We start from the raw sequence: 22,351 nt of genomic DNA, 5'->3' as shown, positions 1-22,351 counted from the left end.
CCGGGGATCGGGCGGGGGCCGGCGTATCCACGTCGGTTGAAAGATCCTTTACCGAAACGGATCCCGGGAACGGATGTGAGTGTGGTTTCGGCCAGGTTCAGCGCGCCCTCGGGGATTTCGGCCACCTCCGGGGCTATGCCGGTGAACAAGCCGTGCACGATGGGCCGGCGCAGTGGGACGTCGGGGTCCTCGATGACGAGTACGAGTTCGGCGGCGCCGGCGGGCACACCCGACCATCGCAGTTGCGGGGAGAGGTCGTCGCCGACTCCCTTTCCGGCGAATTGTCGTGGCATGGGGGCATTGTCGGCGAATGCGGCACTCGTGAGCGTGATGACCTGTGGAGCCTGGTCGACCGAGGGGCTGTTCCAGGCGATCCTGTCGATACCGGCCCGGACCGGGCGCAGGAGTCGGCCGATCAGGTGAGTGGGCACAGCGGTTCTCCAATCTATTTGCGGTGGCAGCGTAGCCCCCTGCGTATTTCACCGACCAGGGCGGCGGCTCGAGATCAAGCGCCGGATCCAGTGGGCACGGCGCCCGAGCGCAGAACATCGAGCAGCTCGATCGGCAGGTAGCCCTGCTCGGCCAGGCGGGCGAGAACGCCTCCGCTGGCTAGGATTTCCAGGATCAGGGCGGGCAGTGGCGCCGTCTTGCCGGTGCATCCCGTGGTGTCGTTGCTGTACAGGCCGGTGGCGATGTCGAAACTGCCCAGCTGACCGTCGGTGAACAGCTCGGTGACACCGGGCGCGGTCAGCGCGGGCAGACCGGCGTTGACGGCGTTGCGGAAGAACAGCGAGTTGAAGTCCTCCGCGATGAGCGCGGCGACGCCCAGATGACGAAACAGCGAGGCCACGGGCCGGGAGGAGCCGACGCCGAAATTATGTCCGGCGACCACGATGTCGCCGGGCTGCACGAGATCGGTCCAGCCGGGACGGATCTGGTAGAAGACGTGTCCGGCCGCCTCGGGGATGTCGAGTTTCATGGCGAAGGCGGGGTACATGGCATCGGTATCGATGGAATCGCCGAATACCCAGACTCTTCCGGTGATGGTGGTGTTCATACGGTGACACTCCGGGGATCAGTGATGTAGCCGGCGACGGCCGACGCGGCGACGGTCGCCGGTGAGGCCATGTAGATCTCGGCCTCGGCGCTGCCCATGCGACCGGTGAAATTGCGGGTGCTCGAGGTGAGACAGACCTCGCCCGGACCCACGACGCCCATGTGGTAGCCGAAGCACGCCCCGCAGGTCGAATTCGTCACCACCGCACCGGCATCGGCGAGGTCCTGGAGATAGCCCAGGCGCATGGCGTCCCGGTACACCTGCTGCGAGGCCGGGGTCACCAGCAGCCGTACACCCGGCGCGACGTTCTTGCCGCGCAGGATGTTCGCCGCGATGCGCAGGTCGTCGAGTTGACCGTTCGCGCAGGAGCCGATGAAAGCCTGGTCGATGCGCCGGTTTTCGATCTGCGCTACCGGTGAACCGTTGTGGCTGACGGTGCCCGGCCGCGCGACGTAGGGTTCGAGGTCGCTCAGGTCGACGGTCCTGACCTCGAGGTAGTCGGCATCGGGATCGGCGTCGGCGGGCTCGAAGTCGCGAACCCCGCGTTCGGCCAGAAACTCCCGCAGCAGTCCATCGACACCGAAGGTGGCGAAGTCGGCGGAGATCTCGGCGGCCTGGGTGGCGATGGTGCGCCGATCGTTCAGGGGCACCGAGACCAAGCCCGGCCCGCCGAACTCGAGGTTCTGGTTGGTGGCGTCGCCGTAGGTGTTCGCGATGGAGAGGAACACGTCCTTGCCGCTGATCTCCGGCGGCAATGTTCCGATGAGTTCGTAACGGACCGTGGGTGCGATCTGGTACCAGGTCGACCCGGTGCACAAGATGGAGAACACCTCCGCGGGGCCCAGGCCCCGAGCCGCGGTGTTGTACGCGCCGCCCGCGCAGGTGTGAGAGTCGGTGCAGGCCAGCACCTCTCCGGGGCGCGCCAGTGCGTTCTCGGCGATCACCTGATGGCAGATGCCGTGCCGTCCGACGTCGAAGAATTTCTCGATTCCGAAATCGGACACGAACTTTCGAGCCTTCGGACCGCCTGCGGCATCCTTCAGCGTCGGCGCCGGGACCGCGTGGTCCATGACGACCGCGACCTTGTCCGGGTCGTGGATGCGGCTGGGTGGGACCCACATCGTCGCGAACTGCAGGTCGATCATGACGCACATGTCGACCTCGACGGTCACGATATCGCCGGGCGCGACACGCTCGACCCCGGCCTTGCGGGCGAGCAAATTCTCGATCATGGTCATGCCCATGGGTTTTCAGGCTCCTTCGGTGGTGTACCGCGCACCGAGCGCGGACCATTCGGCCAGGCCGACGAGGTTGAAGAACTCGGCCGGTTTCGCGGGGATCAGCGGTGCGGGATCGCGTCCCGCCAGCTCGGCCAGGCTGGTGAGCATGGCGTAGGCGGCCGCGCCCAGCGGTAGCGACGGGTGGATGGCGATGGCGTAGCCCAGTTCCTGAAGCCGGGCCGTGGACTCCAAGGGGGTGAGTCCGCCGAGGACGAGGTTGATCAGCAGCGGCGCCTTCACCTCCCGGGCTATGCGTTCGATCTCCTGCGAGCCCTGCGGGGCCTCGACGAAGATCACGTCCGCCCCCGCGGCCGCGTAGCCGGTGGCGCGGTCGATAGCGGCCTCGAGGCCGAGCGGACCGCGTGCGTCGGTGCGGGCGATGACGATCAGATCCGGATCGGTGCGCGCTTCCAGCGCGGCGGTGAGTTTGGTGACGAACTCATCGGCGTCGATGAGCTCCTTGTCCGGCAGGTGCCCGCATTTCTTCGGAAATGCCTGATCCTCCAGCTGAATTGCGGCGACACCGGCGGCCTCGTACTGCTGGACGGTGCGCACGACATTCAGGGCCGCCCCGTATCCGGTATCGGCGTCGGCGATCAGCGGAGTATCGCCGAGGACGCCGACGAGCATGCGTGCGCGCTCGACCATTTCGGTCTGTGTGAGCAGTCCGATGTCGGGGACGCCGAAACCCGAGGCCGCGACGCCCGCGCCGGTCATATAGGCGGCGGTGAACTCCAGCCGCCGCACCAATGATGCCGAGAGACCGTCGAATACACCCGGTGCGACGACCAGCTCGCCGCTGCCGAGGGCCGCGCGGAGCTTGCCGCGTGCGTCATGTGCGGTCATCGAATGTCCAACGCCCCTAGAACTGGAGCAGCGAGCAGATCGGCCAGCTCTCGAATATCGGCGAGGCCGTCCAGCCCCAGCACTGCCTGCTGAATCGCGTCCAGCCGCGACGGAGTGACCAGAGGCCCTACCAGCGCACGGTATTTGGTGACGATGTCGTCGTTGGTGACCGGATCATTCGGGCCGCCATGCGGTTCCACGAGCCGTTTGGTCAACACCGTGCCATCGTCGAGCGAGACGATCAGCTCGGTGGTGAATCGTTCCTGCGGCGGGCCGTTCTGGATCTTCTCGTCGAGCTTCACATCGACCTTGCCGATCAGATCCCACACATCGTCGGCGTCGAGACGCGCATCGGTGAACTGCGGCGGTAGCACCTGACCGTCGAGGAAGGCCACCGCGGCGGCGTAGCCGAGGTTCATCTGCGCGCCGATGCTGGTGAGCGGTCGCTCCGGAACCCACCAGCCGTGGTGATAGATGGTGTGCCCGACGCGAATCTCGATGTGGGAGATGGTCTTCGGGTCGATGTCGTGTTCGGCGCGCAGTTCCAGCGCGGCCTGAATCGTGCCGTGCAGACCGCCCTGCGCGGCGTACGACTTGATCATGATGATCTCGGTGTGCCAGCCCTCGCCCAGCCCCGCGATCACCTGCGCGGAATCCGGATCGTGACCTTCGCCGAACACCGACAGATAGCCGCCGTAGGGCACATCGAACACCCGCTTGATCCCGGTGTAGTCGGCGGCCGCCAGTCCGGCCGCGTAGTACCCGTTCCGGGCGGCGAATCCGTGCTGCATCCGCTTGGACATCGCCTCGTACTGCGCCGCCATCAGGCCGCCCGACTGCGTTCCGGCCATACCGAGCGCATCCTCCAGCCGCCCGGCATCCAGCCCTCGCAATTTACCGGCAACCATCGCGGCGGTGTGCGTGCCGAATACCGGGCCGCTGTGCCAGCCGCGCGAGAGCATTTCCGACCCGTGCAGCGCCAGACCTACCCGCGGACCGACCTCGAATCCGGCCACGGCCGCGGTCAACGCCTGGGCGCCGGACGCTCCCCCGAGCTGATGGGCGGTCGCCAGCAGCGCAGGCAGGACCAGCGAATTGCTGTGCAGCGGGGCCAGCGGATGGAAGTCGTCGAGTTCGAAGCCCTGGATGAAGGTGCTGTTGATCAGTACGGAGGCGGGGCCGCCGGTGGTGGCGCCGGTGCCGATCACGATCGAGTCGCCGGCGCCCTCGAGGTCGAGGACCGCCTTCGTCGCCACCCGCGACCAGGGCAGTTGCGCGCCGACGAGGCCGGCCGCCACACCGTCGAGCAGCAGATGCTTCGCCCGAACGCGCACCCGCTCGGGAATCTCGTCGAGGGTCAGCCCCTCGACCCAGCGCGCCAGCGGAACCGTCACTCCTGAATTGGTTGATTCGCTCATGGCACCAGTTAACGATTTGCAATCGACCGGTTGGCAGAATTGCGTGAAAATGGTACACAAGCCTCATCTGCTGCCTGATATTCAAGCTTTCTGGGTCTTTCATGCAGGGATTCGAGGGAAATGAGGTGGAATATCTCCGCACAACGCGCCGTCGACGAGGTCGACGTCATGCTGCTGGACGCCCTGCACGCCAACCCCCGGGTGAGCTTCGAAAAACTCGGCCCCGTCCTCGGTATCTCCCCCGCGACGGCGGCCCGCCGATGGCAGCGCCTGGCCGAGTCCGGGCGCGCCTGGGTGTCCTCGGTCGCCGGGCCGTACCTGTCGCTGACGCTGGCCATGTACGAGGTTCGCACCACCCCCGGCCGAGCCCTGGACGTCGCTCGCGCCCTGGCCGAAATCCCCCAGGTGGTCAGCGTCTACGCGACCGACGGCGCCTTCGACCTGACCGCCCTTGTCATCGCCGCCGATATGCGGCTGCTGAGTTCCTTACTACTGGAGCGACTTCCGACGATTCCGGGAATCGCCACCGCCGAGGCGCACACCGGCATCGGATGGTACAGCGGAGTTCACTGGCGACTCGGCGCCATCGACGCGACCCAAAAGCGCTCCGTCACAGAGGGATCCGAGGACGGTAAAGGCCGGGCGCCCCGCACTCGCGAGTTCGACGACGCCGACCACCGGCTGTTTCTCGCCCTGCAACAGGACGGTCGAGCCCGTTACCGCGACCTCGCCCGCGATCTGGGCACCACCGAATACCTCGTCCGCCGCCGACTGGACACACTCGTCCGCCGCGGAATGCTGGGTTTCCGAACCGATTTCGCCCGCACCGAAGGCGGTTGGCCGACGGAATTCATCCTCTGGCTCTCGGTTCCGCACGACCGTCTCGCCGAATTCGGCACCGAAATGGCCGCCTGGCCCTCCACTCGAATTTCCCTGTCGACAGTGGGCCCCGCCAACCTCATGCTGATGGCCCAGGCCCACCGAGTCGACGACATCACCACCATCCTCGACCGGATTCGCGACAGCCTCCCCGGCGCCACCGTCACCGACCAGCGCCTGGTCCTGCGCCCGATCAAATCCTGGGGCCGCCTGCTCAACCCCGACGGTCATGCCACGGGCGTCGTCCCCGTCGACCCATGGGCCCCCGGCCCATAGCTCCACCTCGGAAAGAACCGTGAGACGGCAGGATCTTCTGGTGATATTCGCATCGATTACGCATCGTTATGTGGTTACTATGGGGGCAATCGACTCGAAGGAGAACGGCGTGATCACCGACCGATCGCGATGGGCCTGCCGGATCGGGGCCGTGCTCGTCCTCGCTTTCACCGCCACCGGCACCATGGTCTGTTCGGCCTCGGCGGCGCCGGTGGCCCCCGTGCCGCGTCTCGATCTGAACCGCTACCTGGGTGCGTGGTACCAGCTGGCCGCGGTGCCGCAGTACTTCAACCTGGTGTGCGCCCGGGACACGCGTGCGGTCTACGGTCTCGATGCCCGAGGCGACGTATCGGTGCACAATAGCTGCACCACCTGGACCGGAAGCGCAAACGAGATCCGGGGTACCGCCACGGTGACCGATCCGGCGACGAACGCCCAACTCCACGTGAGCTTTCCGGGCGTGCCGACCCAGGATCACCGCGACGGCCCGCCCAACTACATCGTGACCGCGCTGGCCCGCGACTACTCCTGGGCGCTGGTCACCGACCCGGCGCGGGTGTCCGGCTTCGTGCTGTCCCGCACACCGGCGCTGAATTCGGCGCAGTGGCAGGCGATCCGCGCCGCGATCGGCGCGGCCGGTGAGAGCAGCTGCTCCTACCTGACGTCGCCCACATCCGGCGGCTCGGAATCGGTCGCCCCACTCTGTTCAACATAACCCCGATCAGCACACCGGTATCCGTGCGGGTCGCGTCAGCGCGGCCTGGCTGCGCCGCCCGGCGCCGCGCAGGCGCGGTCCGCATGGATACCGGTGTGGCCGGAGACGATCAGGCGGGCTTGAATTCACCGCGCTTGCGCATCGGCGCACCCAATGTCAGCGACAGCTGGTCGGCGATCGACCGGGTGAACTCCCCCGCTGCCCGAAGGTGTGCTCCCAGACGCTGTTTCGGAGCAGAGACGTTGAACGCAGCGACGATGTCGCCGCGGAATCCGTAGACGGGAGCGGACACACCGACGAGACCGGCTTCGAATTCCTCGTCCACCGAGGCATATCCGTACTTGCGCACATCGGATACGCGCTCCAGGAACAGTTCCAAAGTCATGGGGGCCGGAACAGACTCGACCCCAACGGGAATCGCGGTGGCCCGGGGTGGAGTGGAGCGTTCCGGGGGGAACTGATCCCACCAGCGGGTGATGGCTTCGCGGTCCCATTCGCTCATCAGGGCGCGGCCGGCCGAGGTGTTGTAGGGGTCGACCGAGGTGCCCTCCCAGCCGATTCCGCGGAAGGCGTGGGTGGCCAGTTCGCTGTGCAGGGTCAATACATGGCTGCCGCGCAAAACGCACAGATGGGTGGTCTCGTTCAGGCCCGCGACCACCTTGCGCAGGTACGGACCGCTGACATGGGCCAGTTGGCTTTCCATCGAGTTGGTGGCCAGGGCGAACAGGCGCCAGCCGGGACGGTATGCCTTGGTGTCCTCGTCGCGGGAGACCAGGCCCGCGTCGGCGAGGGTGGCCAGGGCCCGCGACACCTGCGCCTTGTCGCGCCCGGCGAGTTCCGCGATCCGCGACACTCCCAGACCGGCCGCGGCCTCGGGGCGTGCCAGCACCTCGAGCAGCTCGACGTCCCGAATCAGCCCTGAACCATAGGTCCGTTGGTCGGCCACTTTCACCCTCCTGACGAGTGCGGCCCGCCGTGGTAGCGCACGCAGCTGTTGATAATCGTGCAACACTCGTTGTACGAGTGTCAAAGGCTACGATACTTTTCGAGTCGTTCGAAGTGTCACGGCTCACAGCGTCTCTACCTCGTGTGCCGCAGCACGTTGCAGGAAGAGAGTGCATGCAATGACGAGTGCCGAACTTCGCAAACCCGTAGAACCCGTAGTCGGACCGAGGGCCTGGCGTTTTCTCACACGGTTGACCGCGGTGACCGCGGGCGGAATGTTCATCGACGGCTATATCTTCGCCGTCATCGGCGTGACGATGGCGCTGCAGACGTTCAAGGACGACCTCCACGTCACCTCGACCTGGGCGGGTCTGATCTCGTCCGCGACGCTGATCGGCATTTTCGTCGGGGCGACCACGTTCGGCCTGCTCACCGACAGGATCGGCCGCAAGGCCATGTTCCTGGGCGATCTGGCCGGATTCGCGATCGCCTCGGTGCTGATGTTCTTCGTGCAGTCCTCCTGGCAGATGTTCGCACTCGGCCTGATCATGGGCATGGCCGTAGGTGCGGACTACGCGATCGGCTCGCCGCTGATCACCGAGTTCTCCCCCACGAGCCTGCGGGCGCGCCTGACCTCGTTCCTGCAGATCGCCTGGAACCTGGGCTATGTGGTGGCCTTCCTGATCGGCTACCTGATCACCCGCTCGTACCCGCACGAATGGCGGCTAGTACTGGCCTCGGCGGTCATCCCCGCGGCGGTGTGCCTGATCGCCCGGCACGGCCTGCCCGAGTCACCCCGCTGGCTGCTGGCTCAGGGCCGCCGCGAGGAGGCGGAAGAGGTCCTGGCGAAGCTGGATTGGTCGCTGGAATCCGGTGATTTCCAGGCCGAGGAGGACGAGAAACCGGCCCGCTTCGGGACGATCTTCTCCCGCGACTACATCGGCCGCACCTTCTTCGTCTCGATGTTCTGGTCCTGCCTGGTCGTGCCCTATTTCGCGATCATCTTCTTCCAGGCCGACGTGCTGAAGTCGCTACGTATGAGCAACCCGATCGTCGCGGCGCTGATCGGCACCATCGTCGCGCTGGCCGGTGCGGTGCTGGGCTGGTTCCTGATCGAGCGGGTCGGGCGGCGCAAACTGCTGATCGTTCCGCTGTGGGTCACCGGGGTCGCGCTGCTGATCGTCGCGTTCGACGCGTCACTCCCGCGCATCATCGTGGCGATCGCGTTCTTCGTGTACCTGTTCGCCTACGGCGTCGCCTCCATTCTGTGCGGCGTCTACCCGATGGAACTGTTCCCGACCGCGGTGCGCACCAGCGGTGTCGGATTCTCCAGCTCGGTCAGCCGGATCGGCGCGGCCATCGGCACCTTCCTGCTGCCGATCGCGCTGAATCACTGGAGTGTCGGCGGCACCATGGCCGTGATGGGCGCGGTATGCGTCGCGGGCGCGATCGCCTCGCAGTTCATGGCGCCCGAGACCACCGGACGCTCGCTGGTCGAGATCAGCTCGAAACAAGCTCGCGGCGTGATCCGCACGGACGCCGAGCCCCTGACCACGGCGAGTTCGGTACATAAACCGAAGGTCGCCTGAGAACCCCGCTCTTCCCTACAACCCCTCGGAGGTGACAGCCATGTCCCGGCATACCGGCGTCGAACTCGGCGAATCGTTCATCGATCCCGGCGTCAACGCGGCGCATATCAACACCGTTCTCGGACCGCGTGGCAGCGCCGCCGAGACCGCCTGGACCACCAGTCTGGCCACACCGTCGGCGGGCTACGAACGTTTCGTGGTGGTCATGCGTCCGGGTGTGCCGGTGCAGCCGTTCACCGTCTTCGTCTCCAAGGCCGCTCCGGTCGACCAGCGGCACGGCGAGCTGATCTGGGGTCCGGCGCAGGCCGGTGTCGCCGCGGGCGTGGCCGACGCGATCGTCGCGGGCGCCATCACTGCCGAGGAGGTCACCGATCTGCGCCTGATCGTCGCGGTGTGGGTCGACCCGAAGGCCGACGACGCCGAGGCGGTGTACCGCAACAACCGCCTGGCCACCGCCACCGCGCTGGCCAACGGCGCGGCGGGCTACCCGGATATCGACACGGTCCTGAAGACCCGCGGTGAGATCTCCAATCCGTTCTTCACCCCCGCCGACGGCGGCGCGCCCGGCACCGAACCGGAGCAGAAATCGTGAAAATTACCGAGATACGTACCCGCAAGCTGCGGCGAGAGCTCGATCCCCCCTTCTTCGCCGCATGGGATCCGGTGCCGCGCAGGCATTTCGACGCCACCATCGTCGAGGTGCACACCGACGAGGGCCTGGTCGGCATCGGCTCCGGCGACACCATGGACGGTTTCGCCGCCTACGAGGACCTGTTCATCGGCACCGATCCGCTGAACATCATCGAGCAGGTCAAGCGAATCGAGACCATCAACTTTCACGCGGGCCGGTTCTGGCCGCTCGAGGTCGCGTGCTGGGACATCATCGGTCAGGCCGCGAATATGCCTGTCGCGCAGTTCTTCGGCGGAGCGAACAAGAAGATTCCCGCCTACGCCTCGACCGGTGAGTTGCGCACGCCCGAGCAGCGCGCCGAATCCGCCCTGGCCATCCGCGAAGCCGGATTCCGGGCGATGAAAATCCGGGTGGATCCGAACAACTGGCTCCCGGGCCTGGCCGCGGTGCGCGCTGCCCGGGAGGCGGTCGGCGACACCCTCGAGATCATGGTGGATCTCAACCAGTCGTGGCGGATGGCCGGCGACACCGCCACCCGCGCCGACTACGTGACTGTACGGCGGCTGATCGAGCGGCTGCGCGACCTGGACATCTACTGGGTCGAGGAGCCGTTGCCGTACGTCGATCGCGAGGGACTGGGTCGGCTGCGCGCCGAGACCGGGGTGCGGATCACCGGCGGGGAGATGATCTCCTCGGTGCCCGAGGTCATCGACTACCTCGAGCACGATTCGCTGGATATCTATCAGATGGACGTGGTGCTCGCGGTCGGCATGCACCGGGCCCGGACGCTGGGTGAGCTGGCCATCGTCAAGGGCCGCGGGTTCACCCCGCACTCGTGGACCAACGGCATCGGCGTGCTGGCCAACCTGCACGTATCGGCCGGAATCGGCGGCGGGCCGTACTTCGAATTCCCGTACGACCCGCCGGGCTGGACGCCGGAGCGTCGCGACTTCATGCTGACCCGTCCGGTCGACATCGACACCGAGGGCTACCTGCACGTACCCACCGCACCGGGAATCGGGTGCGAACTCGACGAGGAGGCCTGCCGCCGATGGGCACTGTGAACTGGCATGATCGGGCCTCGGCCGAACAGCTGCCGAACAAGCTGTTCATCGACGGGAAATTCGTCGACGCTCTCGACGGCGGCGGCTTCGAGAAGTACTCGCCGATCGACGGGCGCCCGCAGGGTGAGGTCGCGTCCGGGCAGGCCGCCGATATCGACCTCGCGGTGGCCGCGGCGCGGCGGGCCTTCTCCGACGGCCGCTGGTCCGGACTGGACCCGGCCGGGCGCAAGGCCCACCTGCTGCGCTTCGCCGACGAAATCGACGCGGCCGCAGAGCGTTTGGCACTGGCCGAAACCCTGGACGTGGGCAAGCCGATCGGCGACACCCTGGCCGTGGACGCTCCCGGCACCGCGGGCACGATCCGCTGGTACGCCGAGACGATAGACAAGACCTACGACGAGATCGCGCCTGCACCGGCCGAGCGCCTCGCGCTGATCACCAGGGAACCACTCGGTGTGGTCGGCGCGGTGGTGCCGTGGAACTACCCGTCCATGATCGCGTCGTGGAAGATCGGCCCTGCGCTGGCCGCGGGCAATACCTTCGTGCTGAAACCCGCTGAGCAGTCTCCACATTCGGCGCTGGTGCTGGCCGAGGCCGCCGAGCGCGCCGGCCTGCCCGACGGTGTGTTCAACGTGGTCACCGGATTCGGTGAGACCGCGGGCCAGGCGCTGGGGCGGCATCCGGGCGTGGAGAAGATCGCCTTCACCGGATCGACCAGGGTGGGGCGGCTGTTCCAGCGGTACGCCGCGGAGTCCAACGGCAAGCAGGTCGCCGTCGAGGCGGGCGGTAAGTCGCCGCAGCTGGTACTGGAGAGCGCGGGCGATCTGCAGCGCATCGCCGAGACCGTCGCGTGGGGCATCTATTACAACGTCGGGCAGACCTGCAACGCCGGATCCCGTCTGGTCGTGCACGATTCCCTGGCGGACGAACTGGTCACGCGCATCAGTGAATTCGCGTCCAAGACGTTCGTACCGGGCGATCCGCTGGACGCGAACACCCGATTCGGCGCCATTGCCGACGAGCACCAGCTCGCCACCGTCGTCGGTTACATCGAACAGGGCCGCCGCACCGCGCGCCTGGTCACCGGTGGCGAGCGCGTGCGCACCGAATCCGGCGGCTACTACGTGCAGCCGACGATCTTCGCCGACGTGGCGAACGATTCGGCGATCGCACAGGAGGAGATCTTCGGCCCGGTACTGACGGTCACCACCTTCGCCACGGAAGACGAGGGCGTGGCACTGGCCAACGACACCCGATACGGCCTGGCCGCTTCGGTGTGGACAACTGATCTTGCCGCGGCCCACCGGGTTTCGCGGCAACTGCGCGCGGGGACGGTGTGGGTCAACACCTTCGACGAGTCGAGTGTGATCACCCCGTTCGGCGGTTTCAAGGAGACCGGCCTGGGGCGTGACAAATCACTGCACGCCATCGACGCCTACACGGCACTCAAAACCACCTGGATCAATTGGGAATAACTGATATGACTGACAATTCGCCGCTGGTCGGCTTCATCGGACTGGGCCACATGGGCGGGCACATGTCCGCGAACCTCGTCGCCGCCGGACATCGTCTGCTGGTGCACGATCTGAACGACACAGCCGTGCGGCGGCTGGTCGACCTGGGCGCCGAGCGGGCGGAATCGGTTGCCGCGCTTGCCGGACAGTGTGATGTGGTGATCACCATGCTGCCCGGGCCGCCGCAGGTGGAGGGCATCATCCGGGAGATGGCACCGCTGCTGCGGCCGGGCGCGGTGTGGATCGACATGTCCACCTCTACTCCGGCCGCCGCGCGGGTGATGGACGAGGTGCTCGCCGAGCGCGGGGTGTTCCGCTTGGACGCGCCGGTGTCGGGGATGGCCAAGGGTGCGGCCTCGGGCATGTTGCAGATCTTCGTCGGCGGCGATGCCGAGGTGCTGGCCACCGTGCGGCCGCTGCTCGAGGTGATGGGCGATCCCGACCGGGTGCTGCACGTGGGCGGCCTCGGCGCGGGCTACACGGTGAAGCTGATGATCAACCAGCTGTGGTTCTCGCATCTGGTCGCCTCGGCCGAGGTGCTGACCGTGGGGCTCAAGGCCGGTGTGGATCTGGGCGTGCTGCACCGCTCGCTGCTGGCCAGTCCTGCGGCGAGTTCGTTCCTGGCCGATGATCTGCCCTCGATTTTCGTCGGCGACTACGACGAGTCGTTCGCGATGAAGCTGGCCTGCAAGGATCTTGGGCTTTCCATCGATCTGGGCCGGGATGTCGGCGTGCCGACTCCGTTGTCGGCGCATGTCGAGCAGACCTACCGCACCGCGCTGGCGATGTACGGACCGGACGCGGGCGAGATGACTCCGGTCCGGCTGGCCGAGCAGATCGCGGGCCTGGAGCTGCGGCAGGCATTGGCAGCAGTGGAGGATGCGGCGTGAACGGCGAATACCATTGCGGCTACGCGCATTCCGTGCAGGCCGAAAACTGGGACATCACCACCCGTACCCAAGTGGTCGCCGGTGCTGGCTCGGTGGCCCGCCTGGGTGGGCTGCTGCGCGACCGCGGCGCGCGGCGCGTGGTTATCGTGACCGATCCCGGTCTGCGCAAGACCGGCATGGTCGATGATATCGCCGCCGCGATCACCGCGGCCGGGCCGACCGCGACCATTCACAGCGAGATTCCGGCGAACCCGTCGACCGCCTCGCTGGACGTGGCCGCCGCCGTCGCCCGCGATGCGCGCGCGGACTTCATCGTCGCGATCGGCGGCGGCTCGGCCCTGGATGCCGCGAAAGCCGTTGCGCTGCTGTCCAATACCTCGCTGTCAGCCGAGTCGTTGGACGGCTCCGAGGTATTCGACGCACCGACCGTGCCGCTGGCGGCGATCCCGACCACCGCTGGAACCGGCGCGGAGACGAACGGTTTCGGCGTCATGGAGAGCGCCGACCATCGCAAGGTGTACATCGGCACCGCCGCGACCACCCCGGAGCTGGTCGTGCTGGACGCCGAGCTGACCCTCGGGCTGCCCGCCCCGGTCACCGCGGCGGCCGGATTCGACGCGATCATCCACGGCGCGGAATCGCTGCTCTCCCAGGGCGCGACGTCCCTGTCGCGGGCCTATGCCACCGAATCCCTGCGGCTGACCACGTCGGCACTGATCGACGCGGTCACCGATGGCAGCGATATCGAGGCCCGCAGCCGCATGCTGATCGGCTCACATCTGGCCGGGCGAGCGCTGTCGCTGTCCGGGCTCGGCCTGGTACACGGGATCGGCCATTCGATCACCGCCACCACCGGTACCCCACACGGCGTCGCGCTGGCCTCGATCGCCGGTCCCGCACTGGGTTTCGGTGTCGACGCGGCTCCGGCGAGATATGCCGACCTGGTGCGTGTGCTGGACGTCGAGGGTACGGGTGAGCGCGCGGCGCGCCGGATCGAGGAGATCGCCGTCACGGTCGGGCTGCCGACCAGCCTGGCCGAGATCGGCGTGGGCGCCGAGTTGGTCGACGCACTGGTCACCAAGACGCTCGACGATGCGGTCACCGGCAACACCCCGCTGCGACCCAGCCGGGCAGAGCTGACCGAGTTGCTGCGGGCGAGCATCGATCACTCGCGGGAAGCGCGGTGAGTGAGCGGATCACCGGGTCCGGGCCGTATCTCGAACAGCTGACCGAAGTGTTGCCCGCGATCCGGGAAAGGACGAACTGATGGGACACGACCGCATATCCGCACTCGAGCTGGTCGCGAATCTCCCCCGCGGCCTGTATGTCGATGGTCGGTGGCGCGACTCCTCCACGGGCGCAAGATCTTCGGTACACAATCCAGCCGACGGCACGGTCATCACCGACGTCGCCGACGCGAGCGTGGCCGACGCACAGGCCGCGATCCACGCCGCCGATACCGCCCAGAAGCATTGGGGCGCGACCACATCGCGATATCGCGCCGAACTGCTACGCAAGGCGTTCGACCGGGTGATCGAGCGCACCGATGATTTCGCGGCGCTGATCAGCCTGGAAATGGGCAAGCCTCTCGCGGAGGCGCGCGGTGAGGTGACGTACGGCGCGGAGTTCCTGCGCTGGTTCTCCGAGCAGGCCGCGCACCTGAGCGGCTCGTACGCCCCCGCGCCCAACGGCGGCTACCGGATCGTCACGGCCAGGCAGCCGGTCGGTCCCGCACTGCTGATCACGCCGTGGAACTTCCCGCTGGCCATGGCGACCCGCAAGCTCGGCGCGGCGCTGGCGGCCGGATGCACCTGCCTGATCAAGCCGGCGCCGCAGACCCCGCTCACCCTGGCGCTGCTGACGCAGATCTTCCACGAACTGGAAGTGCCCGCCGGCGTGGTGAACTACATTCCGACCGTGGACGCCGCGGCGCAGTCCAGGGCACTGATGGACGACGCGCGGCTGCGCAAGGTGTCGTTCACCGGATCCACTGCTGTCGGCTCGATCCTGTTGCACCAGGCGGCGGATCGCGTCCTGCGCACCTCGATGGAGCTGGGCGGCAACGGCCCGTTCATCGTGTTCGACGACGCCGATATGGACGCGGCAGTCGAGGGCGCGATGCTGGCAAAGATGCGCAACGCGGGCGAATCCTGTGTCGCGGCAAACCGTTTCCTGGTGCACACCGCGATCGCCGAGGAGTTCACCGAGCGGCTGGCGGCGCGTTTCGAGGCCCTGATCCCCGGTGACGCGTTCGACGCGGCCAGCACCGTCGGCCCGCTGATCGATGCCAGGCAGCTGGCCAAGGTGACCGAGCTGGTGGACGACGCCGTCGCCGAGGGCGCCCGGATCCGCGTGGGCGGCAAGCCCTCCGGCGGCGAGGGCTACTTCTACCAGCCCACGGTGGTGACGGACGTACCGGATTCGGCGCGCATCGCGCACGAGGAGATCTTCGGCCCCGTCGCCGCGATCACCACCTTCGACACCGAGGATCAGGCGCTGGAGCGCGCCAACGCCACCGAGTACGGCCTGGCCGGATACGTGTACACCCGCGACATCTCGCGCGCCCTGCACTTCGCCGAACGGCTCGAGACCGGCATGGTCGGGGTGAATCGCGGTTTGGTGTCCGATCCGGGCGGCCCGTTCGGCGGCGTCAAATCCTCCGGCCTGGGCCGCGAGGGCGGTGCGGAGGGCATCGAGGAATACCTCGAAACCAAGTATCTCGCAGTGCAACTGTGAGTCGGTGCGCGGGCGGTTGCCGGACCGCCCGCGCACACCCTTCCGGGTCAGGCCGCGACGGCGTCCAGGTTCAGGGTGGCCGCGATCGCGTTGGCCAATTCCGTTCCCTTGACCTCGAAATGCCGGGCGAAGTACTCCAGATGCTCGGCGTGTTCGTGGAAGTGATGCGGGGTCAGCACCGCCGAGAACACCGGCACATCGGTCTCGAGCTGCACGCGCATCAGCGCGTCCACCACGGTCGCGGCGACGAACTCGTGCCGATAAATGCCACCGTCGACCACCAGAGCACAACCGGCGACCGCGGCGTAACCACCACTCGAGGCCAACCGTTTGACGCGCAAGGGGATTTCGAAGGCGCCGGGAACCTCGATAACGTCGATATCGGTGAATCCGTGCGTCGCGAGGCGTGCGCGGCACGCCGCCACGGCCTGGTCGACGATGTCGGCATGCCAACGCGCCGCGACAATGGCGATGCGATTTGGTGTGGGTGACATGGTGTCCTCCTGTTCGCTATGTCACCCAGGGCAGACGCGAACGAGGACCACCCGCGCACGGGCGTTCCGATGCCGCGTTCTCTTTCATCCGGACTCTGACCGTCGGCTCCGGGTTCCCACCGGAATCTGCTCGACCCACCGCGGTCGTGACCGCCATGGCGCTCGCGGGCTCATGCCTCCGGATCGACCCGGATACCATCACCGCCGGTGGGGAATTCCACCCCGCCCTGAGAACGTGTATGTATCGGACCATAACACGCATACCGATCGGTGGATTCATCGGTTTCGCGCCTGATTGCGATACTGCTCCCGCTTCTCGGCCTCGAACCGTTCGATCTCCACCAGGCGCGTCTGTGTGCGCTCGATGATCGCCTGCGGCACCACGGCCACACCGTCATCGTCGCCGACGATCAGGTCGCCCGGGGCCACGACGAGTCCGCCGCAGGCGATGGTCGTGCCGATCCAGCCCGGACCGTTCTTCGTCGGCCCCGCAGGAGTACGCGCGGCGGCCCAGACGGGCAGACCGAGTTCGGCGATGCTCGCGGCATCCCGGACGGCGCCGTCGATGACGACGCCCGCCACTCCCTTGGCCAGGACCGCCTCGGGCGAGCAGATCACCGAACAGCGCCCGGGTCCGTGCGCCGAGTCCGTTGATCACCAGCACATCCCCCGGGGCCAGCAGCTCGAGACAGCGGTGGATGGCCAGGTTGTCCCCCTCGCGAGTCAGCACCGGGAACGCCGGACCAGCACACCCCGCACCGGGCCACACAGCCGCGATCGCGGTGTCCATCAGTCCGAATCGATCCATCGCGTCACCGATGTTGGCGACCGGAAACCGTCCGACGGCGGCGACCAGACCGGCATCCGGGCGAGACCAGTCGGTGTCGAAGACGTGCAGGTTGTCAGCGGTGAGGTCCATGGGCATCGGAAGTCCTTCGAGTGCGCGGCAGAGATCGCGGACATGCGTAGATCGAGCGGCGTGGCCCGAGCCAGCGTCACTATCTGAGAGTGAATTCTTACTTTTTGTAAGGACTACCCCTCCCCCATCTAGCTGTCAATACCAGCCGTGTCCCATGCGTACACAGCCAATTGCAACGAACAGCCTCGGCGAAGGCTGGTCGCAACGGCGTACTCTGACACCGAACTAAGAAACAACTCTCTGTTTATCTATCTCGAGGGGCACCGCTGACGACCACACGAAAGCCGGGTGAAACCGGCCGCGGCCCGCGCAACGACGCGGTGCGCAATCGGCGCAGAGTGCTCGAGGCGGTAGGTGAGCTGCTCGTCAGCGATCCGAGTGCGGTCACCATGCCGCTGGTGGCCGAGCGGGCCGGGCTGTCCGTGGCCACCGCCTACCGCTACTTCCCCTCACTCGATACGCTGATCAACGCCTATCTGCTGAGCACACTCGTGGAGCTGCGCAACTATAGTCACGACTGTCCCAAGACCGGCTTGGCGCTTTTCGAAGACGTTGTCGCCGAACGCTTCCGGCTCGCGCACCGCTACGGTGCGGCCACCGTGCAGGCACGCTCGCGGCAGGGTTTCCTGGCACGCCTACGCGAGCAGGACGAGGTGATCACGGCCGTCCGAGATATCTGGGAGCGCCCGATCCGATGCGTCATGCGGCATTTCGACATTCCCGACGAGCATTTCGACCATGCGCTGTTCCTCCACAACATCCTGTTCGATCCCCGCGAAATCCTCGATCTGATCTGCGACGGGAGGTCCGATCGGGCCGCCCGTGAACGCCTGACCCAGGCGTACTATGGCGCGCTGCGCGGATGGGCCGGGCAGCAGTGAACCTGCGCACGCTGCGGTACTTCGTGGCATTGGCCGAGGAGTTGAGTTTCAGCCGCGCCGCCGAACGGCTGCATGTCGCGCAACCGGCGCTGAGCCAGCAGATCCGGACCTTGGAGCGGTCCCTGAGCACCGAACTGGTCGATCGGAGTCATCGACCGCTCGTACTGACCGAGGCGGGCGGGTACCTGTACACCGAGGCGCTCCAGATCCTGGCCGCCTGCGATCAGGCCGCGCTCGGGGCGCGCGCGATCGGACGCGGGCTGCGGGGGCGGCTGAGCATCGGGTTCACCCGCTCGTCCATGTATAGCGTGCTGCCACCGGCGTTGAAGGCATTTCACGCCGCGTATCCGCAGGTGGAGCTGAAGCTGTACGAGATGGTCACCGAGGAGCAGGCGGACGCGCTGCACGACGGGCGAATTCGCGTCGGTATCGGCCGGCAGTCGGTACGGCTCGAGGGATGTACGAGCCGAGTGCTGCTGCGCGAGCGCGTGATGGCCGTCCTGCCGCCCGACCACCCGGCGGCGGCGGCCGACGCGGTCGACATCGCCGAATTGGCCGGGTCACCGCTGATCCTGTTCCCGAAACAGGCCTCATCGTTCTCGAACCTGATCGAATCGCTGTATCGTGACGCCGGGTTCATACCGCATATCGACCACCGGACATTCGAGATTCAAACGGCGGTCGCGCTGGTCGCCGCCGGTCTGGGCGTGTGCTTCGTCGGCGAATCAGTGGCGCGGCACGGACGTTCCGATGTGGTTTATCGCGCGCTGAACAGCCCGAACGCGGGACTGATCACGGCATTGGACGCGACGTTCCGCAGCGAGGACGCCTCACCGCATCTGCGGGCGTTCCTGGACTGCCTGCCGCGCGAGCCACTATAAGCACCCGCGTATAACTGTATAAGCAAGCGGTCTTGGACACATATGCCGCCGGTTCCTACGATGAAGACCCAGGCCGGGTTCCCGATTACCTGAGTTCGAATCCGTGAACGGCAATGGAGTCAACGATGACCACCACTCCCATCGAGAAATCGACGATACGAAAAATGTATCGCCGCCTGATTCCATTGCTTTTCGCTATGGTTTTCTTCAGCTATCTGGACCGCAGCAATATCGGTTACGGTCAACTCGATATGGGTAAACAGCTCGGTTTCGGGCCGGCGGTGTTCGGCTTCGCGGGCAGTATCTTTTTCGTCGGCTACATGGTGATGCAGATACCGAGCAACCTGATCCTGTATCGGCTCGGCGCGCGCCGGTGGATCTCCATACTGCTGATCGCCTGGGGCGCGGTGGCCGCGACGCTGGCATTCGTGTCCGGCGATACGGGCCTGTACGTCATGCGATTCCTGCTCGGCCTGATGGAGGCGGGCCTCCTGCCCGGTATCGCCATCTATGCGACGACCTGGTTCCCCGCCGCCTATCGAGCCCGCGCGGTCAGCGGATATATCGTCGGCGGCACCTTCGCGACCGTGCTCGGCGGACCGTTGTCGACGAGCCTGATGACCTACGCGAACAATCTGTTCGGATTGCGCGGGTGGCAGTGGATGTTCCTCATCGAGGGGGCCGCGGCGGTCGTGGTCGGCATCGTGGCGGTCCGGGTGATGACCGAGCGCCCGGCCGATGCCGCCTGGCTGACCCCCGAGGAGAAATCCTGGCTTGCCGCGGCGCACGAGGCCGATCGAAATTCCCGAGACAATAGCGCCTCGTTTCTGCGGATGCTCACGGATGCGCGAATGTGGAGTCTGTCCGTCCTGTTCGGCTGTGTGCTCGTCGGAATTTACGGCCTGATGCTGTGGCTGCCGCAGATCATCAAAGATTTCGGCCATCTCAGCAATATCCAGGTCGGTTTCCTGGCCGCGGTTCCGCCGCTGCTCGGTGTCGCGGGAACATTCATCGTCGGCGTGAGCTCGGACCGGACCGGCGATCGAAAGAAACATTTGGCGGCCGTCTGCGGACTGACCGCACTGGCGATCGCGGGCAGTGCCTATGCGCCCAGTCCTGTGGTGGCCTATGTCCTGCTGTGCGTGGCCGGGCTGTGCATCTACGCGGTCACGCCGTTGTTCTGGAGTCTGGCCTCGTCGTTCACGGTCGGCGCGGCGGGCGCGGCGACCGTGGCATTGATCAACTGCATCGCGCAGTTCGGCGGGGTGATCGGACCGTGGAGCATCGGGCTGGTACGTAGTTCGACCGGGAATTTCGCACTCGCACTCGTGACGATCGCCGGATTCCTGCTCGTCACGACGATCATCGCGCTGGCCATGCCCGTGCGGCGGGAGTCGGCCACCGCGCTCCCCCGGGCCGACTCCCACGGAAATTTCACCCTGGTCGCGGATTCGCCCGATTGAGCGTCTGCCGCTCGCACAGCGACCATGGACTCGATCCCCGGATCACGGAATGCGCCTCGTCGTCCACCGATATCAGTTTCACCGAATCCGTGGTGCTCGATCGAAATTCCTGGTGACATGGGTGCGGTCGAGGCACCAACGGAGGTTGTCATGTTGTCGTTGCAGGAGATTTCGGATCGGATGGAGATCCAGGATCTGATGGTGCGGTATTCGCATGCGGTGGATACGCGGCAATGGGATCTGTTGGACGAGGTGTTCACCGACGACGCGTATATCGACTACAGCGCGATGGGTGGGTCGGCGGGGGATCTGGCGAGTACCAAGGAATTTCTGGCTGCGATGCTGCCGAACTTTCTGGCGTTCCAGCACCTGATCAGCAATTCGTCGATCGTGGTCGACGGGGACGGCGCGACCGGGCGCACGCTGTGCCACAACCCGATGCTGGTCGGGGACGGGAACGGGAAACAGAGCCTGATGCTGTGCGGGCTGTGGTATCTGGATACGTTCGCGCGGATCGACGGGCAGTGGCGGATCCGGCGGCGGGTGGAGGAGAAGGGGTACATGTTCGTCGCGCCGTCCGCATAGCTACCCGGTGTGTCTGAGAGATTCTCGGTGATCGGGCAGCGGATCTCACTGGACTGCACTAGATTTCATGCGACGGCGAGCCTGTGTCCGGATGGGGGATACAGGCCCGCCGCACACAGCTTCGGGGCGCGCATCCCCCGACGGGTGTGCGCGCCCCGAATTCCGCCCGCGTCGATCAGGAGATCGGCTGGGTCAGGTCGTAGACCGTGGTGCCACCGACGGTGGTGGACTTGTAGTGCTGCTCCACCCACGTCGTGATCTGCGTTCCGACACCGGAATCACCGCCCGGGCCGCCGTGGCCGCCGCTCGCGATGAAGTAGTGGATGTCGCCATCGGCCACGTACTTCTCGAACTGGGCCAGGGTCGGCGAGGGGTCACTGCCGGTGAAGCCGCCGATCGCCATGACCGATGCGTTGGTGGACAATTCGAGGCTGCCCGCGGACTGCGAGCCGACCGCGGCCGCGGCCCAGCGGTACTCCGAGCTGGAGTTCAGCAGGTTCTTCAAAGCGGTGCTGTCGCTGGTGTCCCCGCCAGGGCCGCCCATGCCGCCGTTGCCCTGTGGTGCGGTGCCCGAGGTGGACGCCCCCGGGGCCGTGCCGCTCTTGGCCGAGGTACCCGAGGCGTGCGACCCCGGTGCGCCGCCGCCGAATCCTCCCATCCCGCCGAATCCCTGCCCGGAGCTAGGCCCCGAGGTCGGAATCGACCCGGTGTGCACGGTGGCCACGGTGTCGATGGTGTAGGCGGTCGAGCCCGCCAGCCCGAACAGCAGACCAGCCGCCGCGACGATCACGGTGAGCCGGCCCAGCTGATGCGCGCCGACGATCAGCACCGACGCGATCAGGATCGAACCGATCAGCACGATCCAGCGCAGTTCGGGATACCAGTGCGGAGTGCGGTCCAGCAGAACGTAGTTCCAGATCCCGGTGGCCGCCAGCATCGCGCCGAGCACACCGCGGGCCGCGAGATTGCTTCGGCCGCGCCACAATTCGACCACCGAGATGCCGATCAGCGCCGCGATGCCCGGAGCCAGCGCGATCATGTAGTACGGGTGGATGGTGCCCTGCATGTAGCTGAACACGATGCCCGTCACCAAAACCCAACCACCCCACAGGATCAGACCCGCGCGGGTGCGCCCGGTGCGCGGCGTGCGGCGCGTGAACCACAGGCCCCCGAGCAGTCCGATCAGCGCCGCGGGCAGCAGCCACGAGATCTCGGTGCCGAACGATTCGCCGAACAGGCGGGTAATGCCGGTGCTGCCGCCGAACATGGTGTTGCCGCCACCACCGCC

General features: G+C 66.7%; 22 protein-coding genes, 1 pseudogene and 1 riboswitch. Of the genes and pseudogenes, 13 read left to right on the top strand and 10 right to left on the bottom strand.

Annotation, left to right across the window (positions count from 1 at the left end; all coding sequences use genetic code 11):
* The 5 genes from JZ791_RS37265 to JZ791_RS37245 all read right to left on the bottom strand — a co-directional run.
* A partial coding sequence (locus tag JZ791_RS37265; RefSeq protein WP_216901563.1) for a YbhB/YbcL family Raf kinase inhibitor-like protein occupies positions 1–431 on the bottom strand: 431 nt, incomplete at its 3' end.
* Positions 432–505: 74 nt separating this feature from the next.
* The gene (locus tag JZ791_RS37260; protein WP_216901578.1) at positions 506–1,045 is read right to left on the bottom strand and encodes a LeuD/DmdB family oxidoreductase small subunit; all 540 of its coding nucleotides are present in this window, start codon (positions 1,043–1,045) and stop codon (positions 506–508) included.
* 8 nt (positions 1,046–1,053) lie between these two features.
* Positions 1,054–2,301 (bottom strand): aconitase/3-isopropylmalate dehydratase large subunit family protein, encoded by a 1,248-nt coding sequence (locus tag JZ791_RS37255; protein ID WP_216901561.1) that lies wholly within the window; start codon positions 2,299–2,301, stop codon positions 1,054–1,056.
* Positions 2,302–2,307: 6 nt separating this feature from the next.
* On the bottom strand, positions 2,308–3,183 hold the full coding sequence (locus JZ791_RS37250) for an isocitrate lyase/PEP mutase family protein (protein ID WP_216901559.1): 876 nt from the start codon (positions 3,181–3,183) through the stop codon (positions 2,308–2,310).
* Positions 3,180–4,601: an MmgE/PrpD family protein gene (locus JZ791_RS37245; protein ID WP_216901558.1), complete on the bottom strand. Its 1,422-nt coding sequence runs from the start codon at positions 4,599–4,601 to the stop codon at positions 3,180–3,182. Before JZ791_RS37245 ends, JZ791_RS37250 begins: the two co-directional genes overlap by 4 nt.
* 120 nt (positions 4,602–4,721) lie before the next feature.
* Here JZ791_RS37245 and JZ791_RS37240 point away from each other — a divergent pair, with 120 nt between their 5' ends.
* The gene (locus JZ791_RS37240; protein WP_216901556.1) at positions 4,722–5,756 is read left to right on the top strand and encodes an Lrp/AsnC family transcriptional regulator; all 1,035 of its coding nucleotides are present in this window, start codon (positions 4,722–4,724) and stop codon (positions 5,754–5,756) included.
* Between the two features lie 184 nt (positions 5,757–5,940).
* Entirely contained in the window at positions 5,941–6,471 is a 531-nt protein-coding gene (locus tag JZ791_RS37235) for a lipocalin family protein (protein WP_216901576.1), read from the top strand.
* A 109-nt stretch (positions 6,472–6,580) separates the two neighbouring features.
* On the opposite strand, the gene JZ791_RS37230 is transcribed toward JZ791_RS37235, so the two are convergent.
* The gene (locus tag JZ791_RS37230; RefSeq protein WP_216901555.1) at positions 6,581–7,417 is read right to left on the bottom strand and encodes an IclR family transcriptional regulator; all 837 of its coding nucleotides are present in this window, start codon (positions 7,415–7,417) and stop codon (positions 6,581–6,583) included.
* A 178-nt stretch (positions 7,418–7,595) separates the two neighbouring features.
* Between JZ791_RS37230 and JZ791_RS37225 the strand changes: the two genes are divergently transcribed.
* From JZ791_RS37225 to JZ791_RS37195, 7 genes are all read left to right on the top strand, one after another.
* Positions 7,596–9,005 carry an MFS transporter gene (locus JZ791_RS37225; RefSeq protein ID WP_216901554.1) on the top strand — a complete coding sequence of 470 codons (1,410 nt, stop codon included), beginning with the start codon at positions 7,596–7,598 and terminating at the stop codon, positions 9,003–9,005.
* 40 nt (positions 9,006–9,045) lie between these two features.
* Positions 9,046–9,597: a formaldehyde-activating enzyme gene (gene fae / locus JZ791_RS37220; RefSeq protein WP_216901553.1), complete on the top strand. Its 552-nt coding sequence runs from the start codon at positions 9,046–9,048 to the stop codon at positions 9,595–9,597.
* A complete protein-coding gene (locus tag JZ791_RS37215) occupies positions 9,594–10,700 on the top strand; it encodes a mandelate racemase/muconate lactonizing enzyme family protein (protein ID WP_216901552.1) in 1,107 nt (368 codons plus the stop codon). The genes fae and JZ791_RS37215 overlap by 4 nt, the downstream gene beginning before the upstream one ends.
* A complete protein-coding gene (locus JZ791_RS37210) occupies positions 10,688–12,175 on the top strand; it encodes an aldehyde dehydrogenase (protein WP_216901551.1) in 1,488 nt (495 codons plus the stop codon). Before JZ791_RS37215 ends, JZ791_RS37210 begins: the two co-directional genes overlap by 13 nt.
* 5 nt (positions 12,176–12,180) lie before the next feature.
* Entirely contained in the window at positions 12,181–13,104 is a 924-nt protein-coding gene (locus JZ791_RS37205) for an NAD(P)-dependent oxidoreductase (protein ID WP_216901550.1), read from the top strand.
* Positions 13,101–14,291, top strand: a complete 1,191-nt coding sequence (locus tag JZ791_RS37200) for an iron-containing alcohol dehydrogenase family protein (RefSeq protein WP_216901548.1) — start codon at positions 13,101–13,103, stop codon at positions 14,289–14,291. Before JZ791_RS37205 ends, JZ791_RS37200 begins: the two co-directional genes overlap by 4 nt.
* Positions 14,292–14,370: 79 nt before the next feature.
* A complete protein-coding gene (locus tag JZ791_RS37195) occupies positions 14,371–15,840 on the top strand; it encodes an NAD-dependent succinate-semialdehyde dehydrogenase (RefSeq protein WP_216901546.1) in 1,470 nt (489 codons plus the stop codon).
* 47 nt (positions 15,841–15,887) lie between these two features.
* Here the strand turns inward: JZ791_RS37195 and JZ791_RS37190 are convergent, their stop codons facing one another.
* From JZ791_RS37190 to JZ791_RS46920, 3 genes and pseudogenes are all read right to left on the bottom strand, one after another.
* A complete protein-coding gene (locus JZ791_RS37190; protein ID WP_216901544.1) occupies positions 15,888–16,334 on the bottom strand; it encodes a 6,7-dimethyl-8-ribityllumazine synthase in 447 nt (148 codons plus the stop codon).
* A gap of 72 nt (positions 16,335–16,406) precedes the next feature.
* Positions 16,407–16,573, bottom strand: a riboswitch (FMN riboswitch).
* A gap of 37 nt (positions 16,574–16,610) precedes the next feature.
* A complete protein-coding gene (locus JZ791_RS45625; protein ID WP_308163334.1) occupies positions 16,611–16,952 on the bottom strand; it encodes an RraA family protein in 342 nt (113 codons plus the stop codon).
* 43 nt (positions 16,953–16,995) lie between these two features.
* Positions 16,996–17,124 (bottom strand): annotated as a pseudogene (locus JZ791_RS46920) (RraA family protein); the annotation flags it as partial.
* A gap of 467 nt (positions 17,125–17,591) precedes the next feature.
* On the opposite strand from JZ791_RS46920, the gene JZ791_RS37175 reads away from it, so the two are divergent.
* From JZ791_RS37175 to JZ791_RS37160, 4 genes are all read left to right on the top strand, one after another.
* A complete protein-coding gene (locus JZ791_RS37175) occupies positions 17,592–18,134 on the top strand; it encodes a TetR/AcrR family transcriptional regulator (RefSeq protein ID WP_308163333.1) in 543 nt (180 codons plus the stop codon).
* Complete coding sequence (locus tag JZ791_RS37170) at positions 18,116–19,015, top strand: LysR substrate-binding domain-containing protein (RefSeq protein WP_216901538.1); 900 nt, start codon at positions 18,116–18,118, stop codon at positions 19,013–19,015. The genes JZ791_RS37175 and JZ791_RS37170 overlap by 19 nt, the downstream gene beginning before the upstream one ends.
* A 125-nt stretch (positions 19,016–19,140) precedes the next feature.
* Positions 19,141–20,478 carry an MFS transporter gene (locus tag JZ791_RS37165; RefSeq protein WP_216901536.1) on the top strand — a complete coding sequence of 446 codons (1,338 nt, stop codon included), beginning with the start codon at positions 19,141–19,143 and terminating at the stop codon, positions 20,476–20,478.
* A 150-nt stretch (positions 20,479–20,628) separates the two neighbouring features.
* Positions 20,629–21,063 (top strand): nuclear transport factor 2 family protein, encoded by a 435-nt coding sequence (locus tag JZ791_RS37160; RefSeq protein WP_216901534.1) that lies wholly within the window; start codon positions 20,629–20,631, stop codon positions 21,061–21,063.
* Positions 21,064–21,238: 175 nt separating this feature from the next.
* Here the strand turns inward: JZ791_RS37160 and JZ791_RS37155 are convergent.
* A partial coding sequence (locus JZ791_RS37155; protein WP_498049413.1) for a mannosyltransferase YkcB-related protein occupies positions 21,239–22,351 on the bottom strand: 1,113 nt, incomplete at its 5' end.

Origin of the sequence: Nocardia alni (genome assembly GCF_019038435.1) — a bacterium.
Lineage (GTDB): Bacteria > Actinomycetota > Actinomycetes > Mycobacteriales > Mycobacteriaceae > Nocardia > Nocardia alni.
Note: the sequence above shows the minus strand (reverse complement) of the source record. Positions and strands in the feature narration are given on the sequence as shown.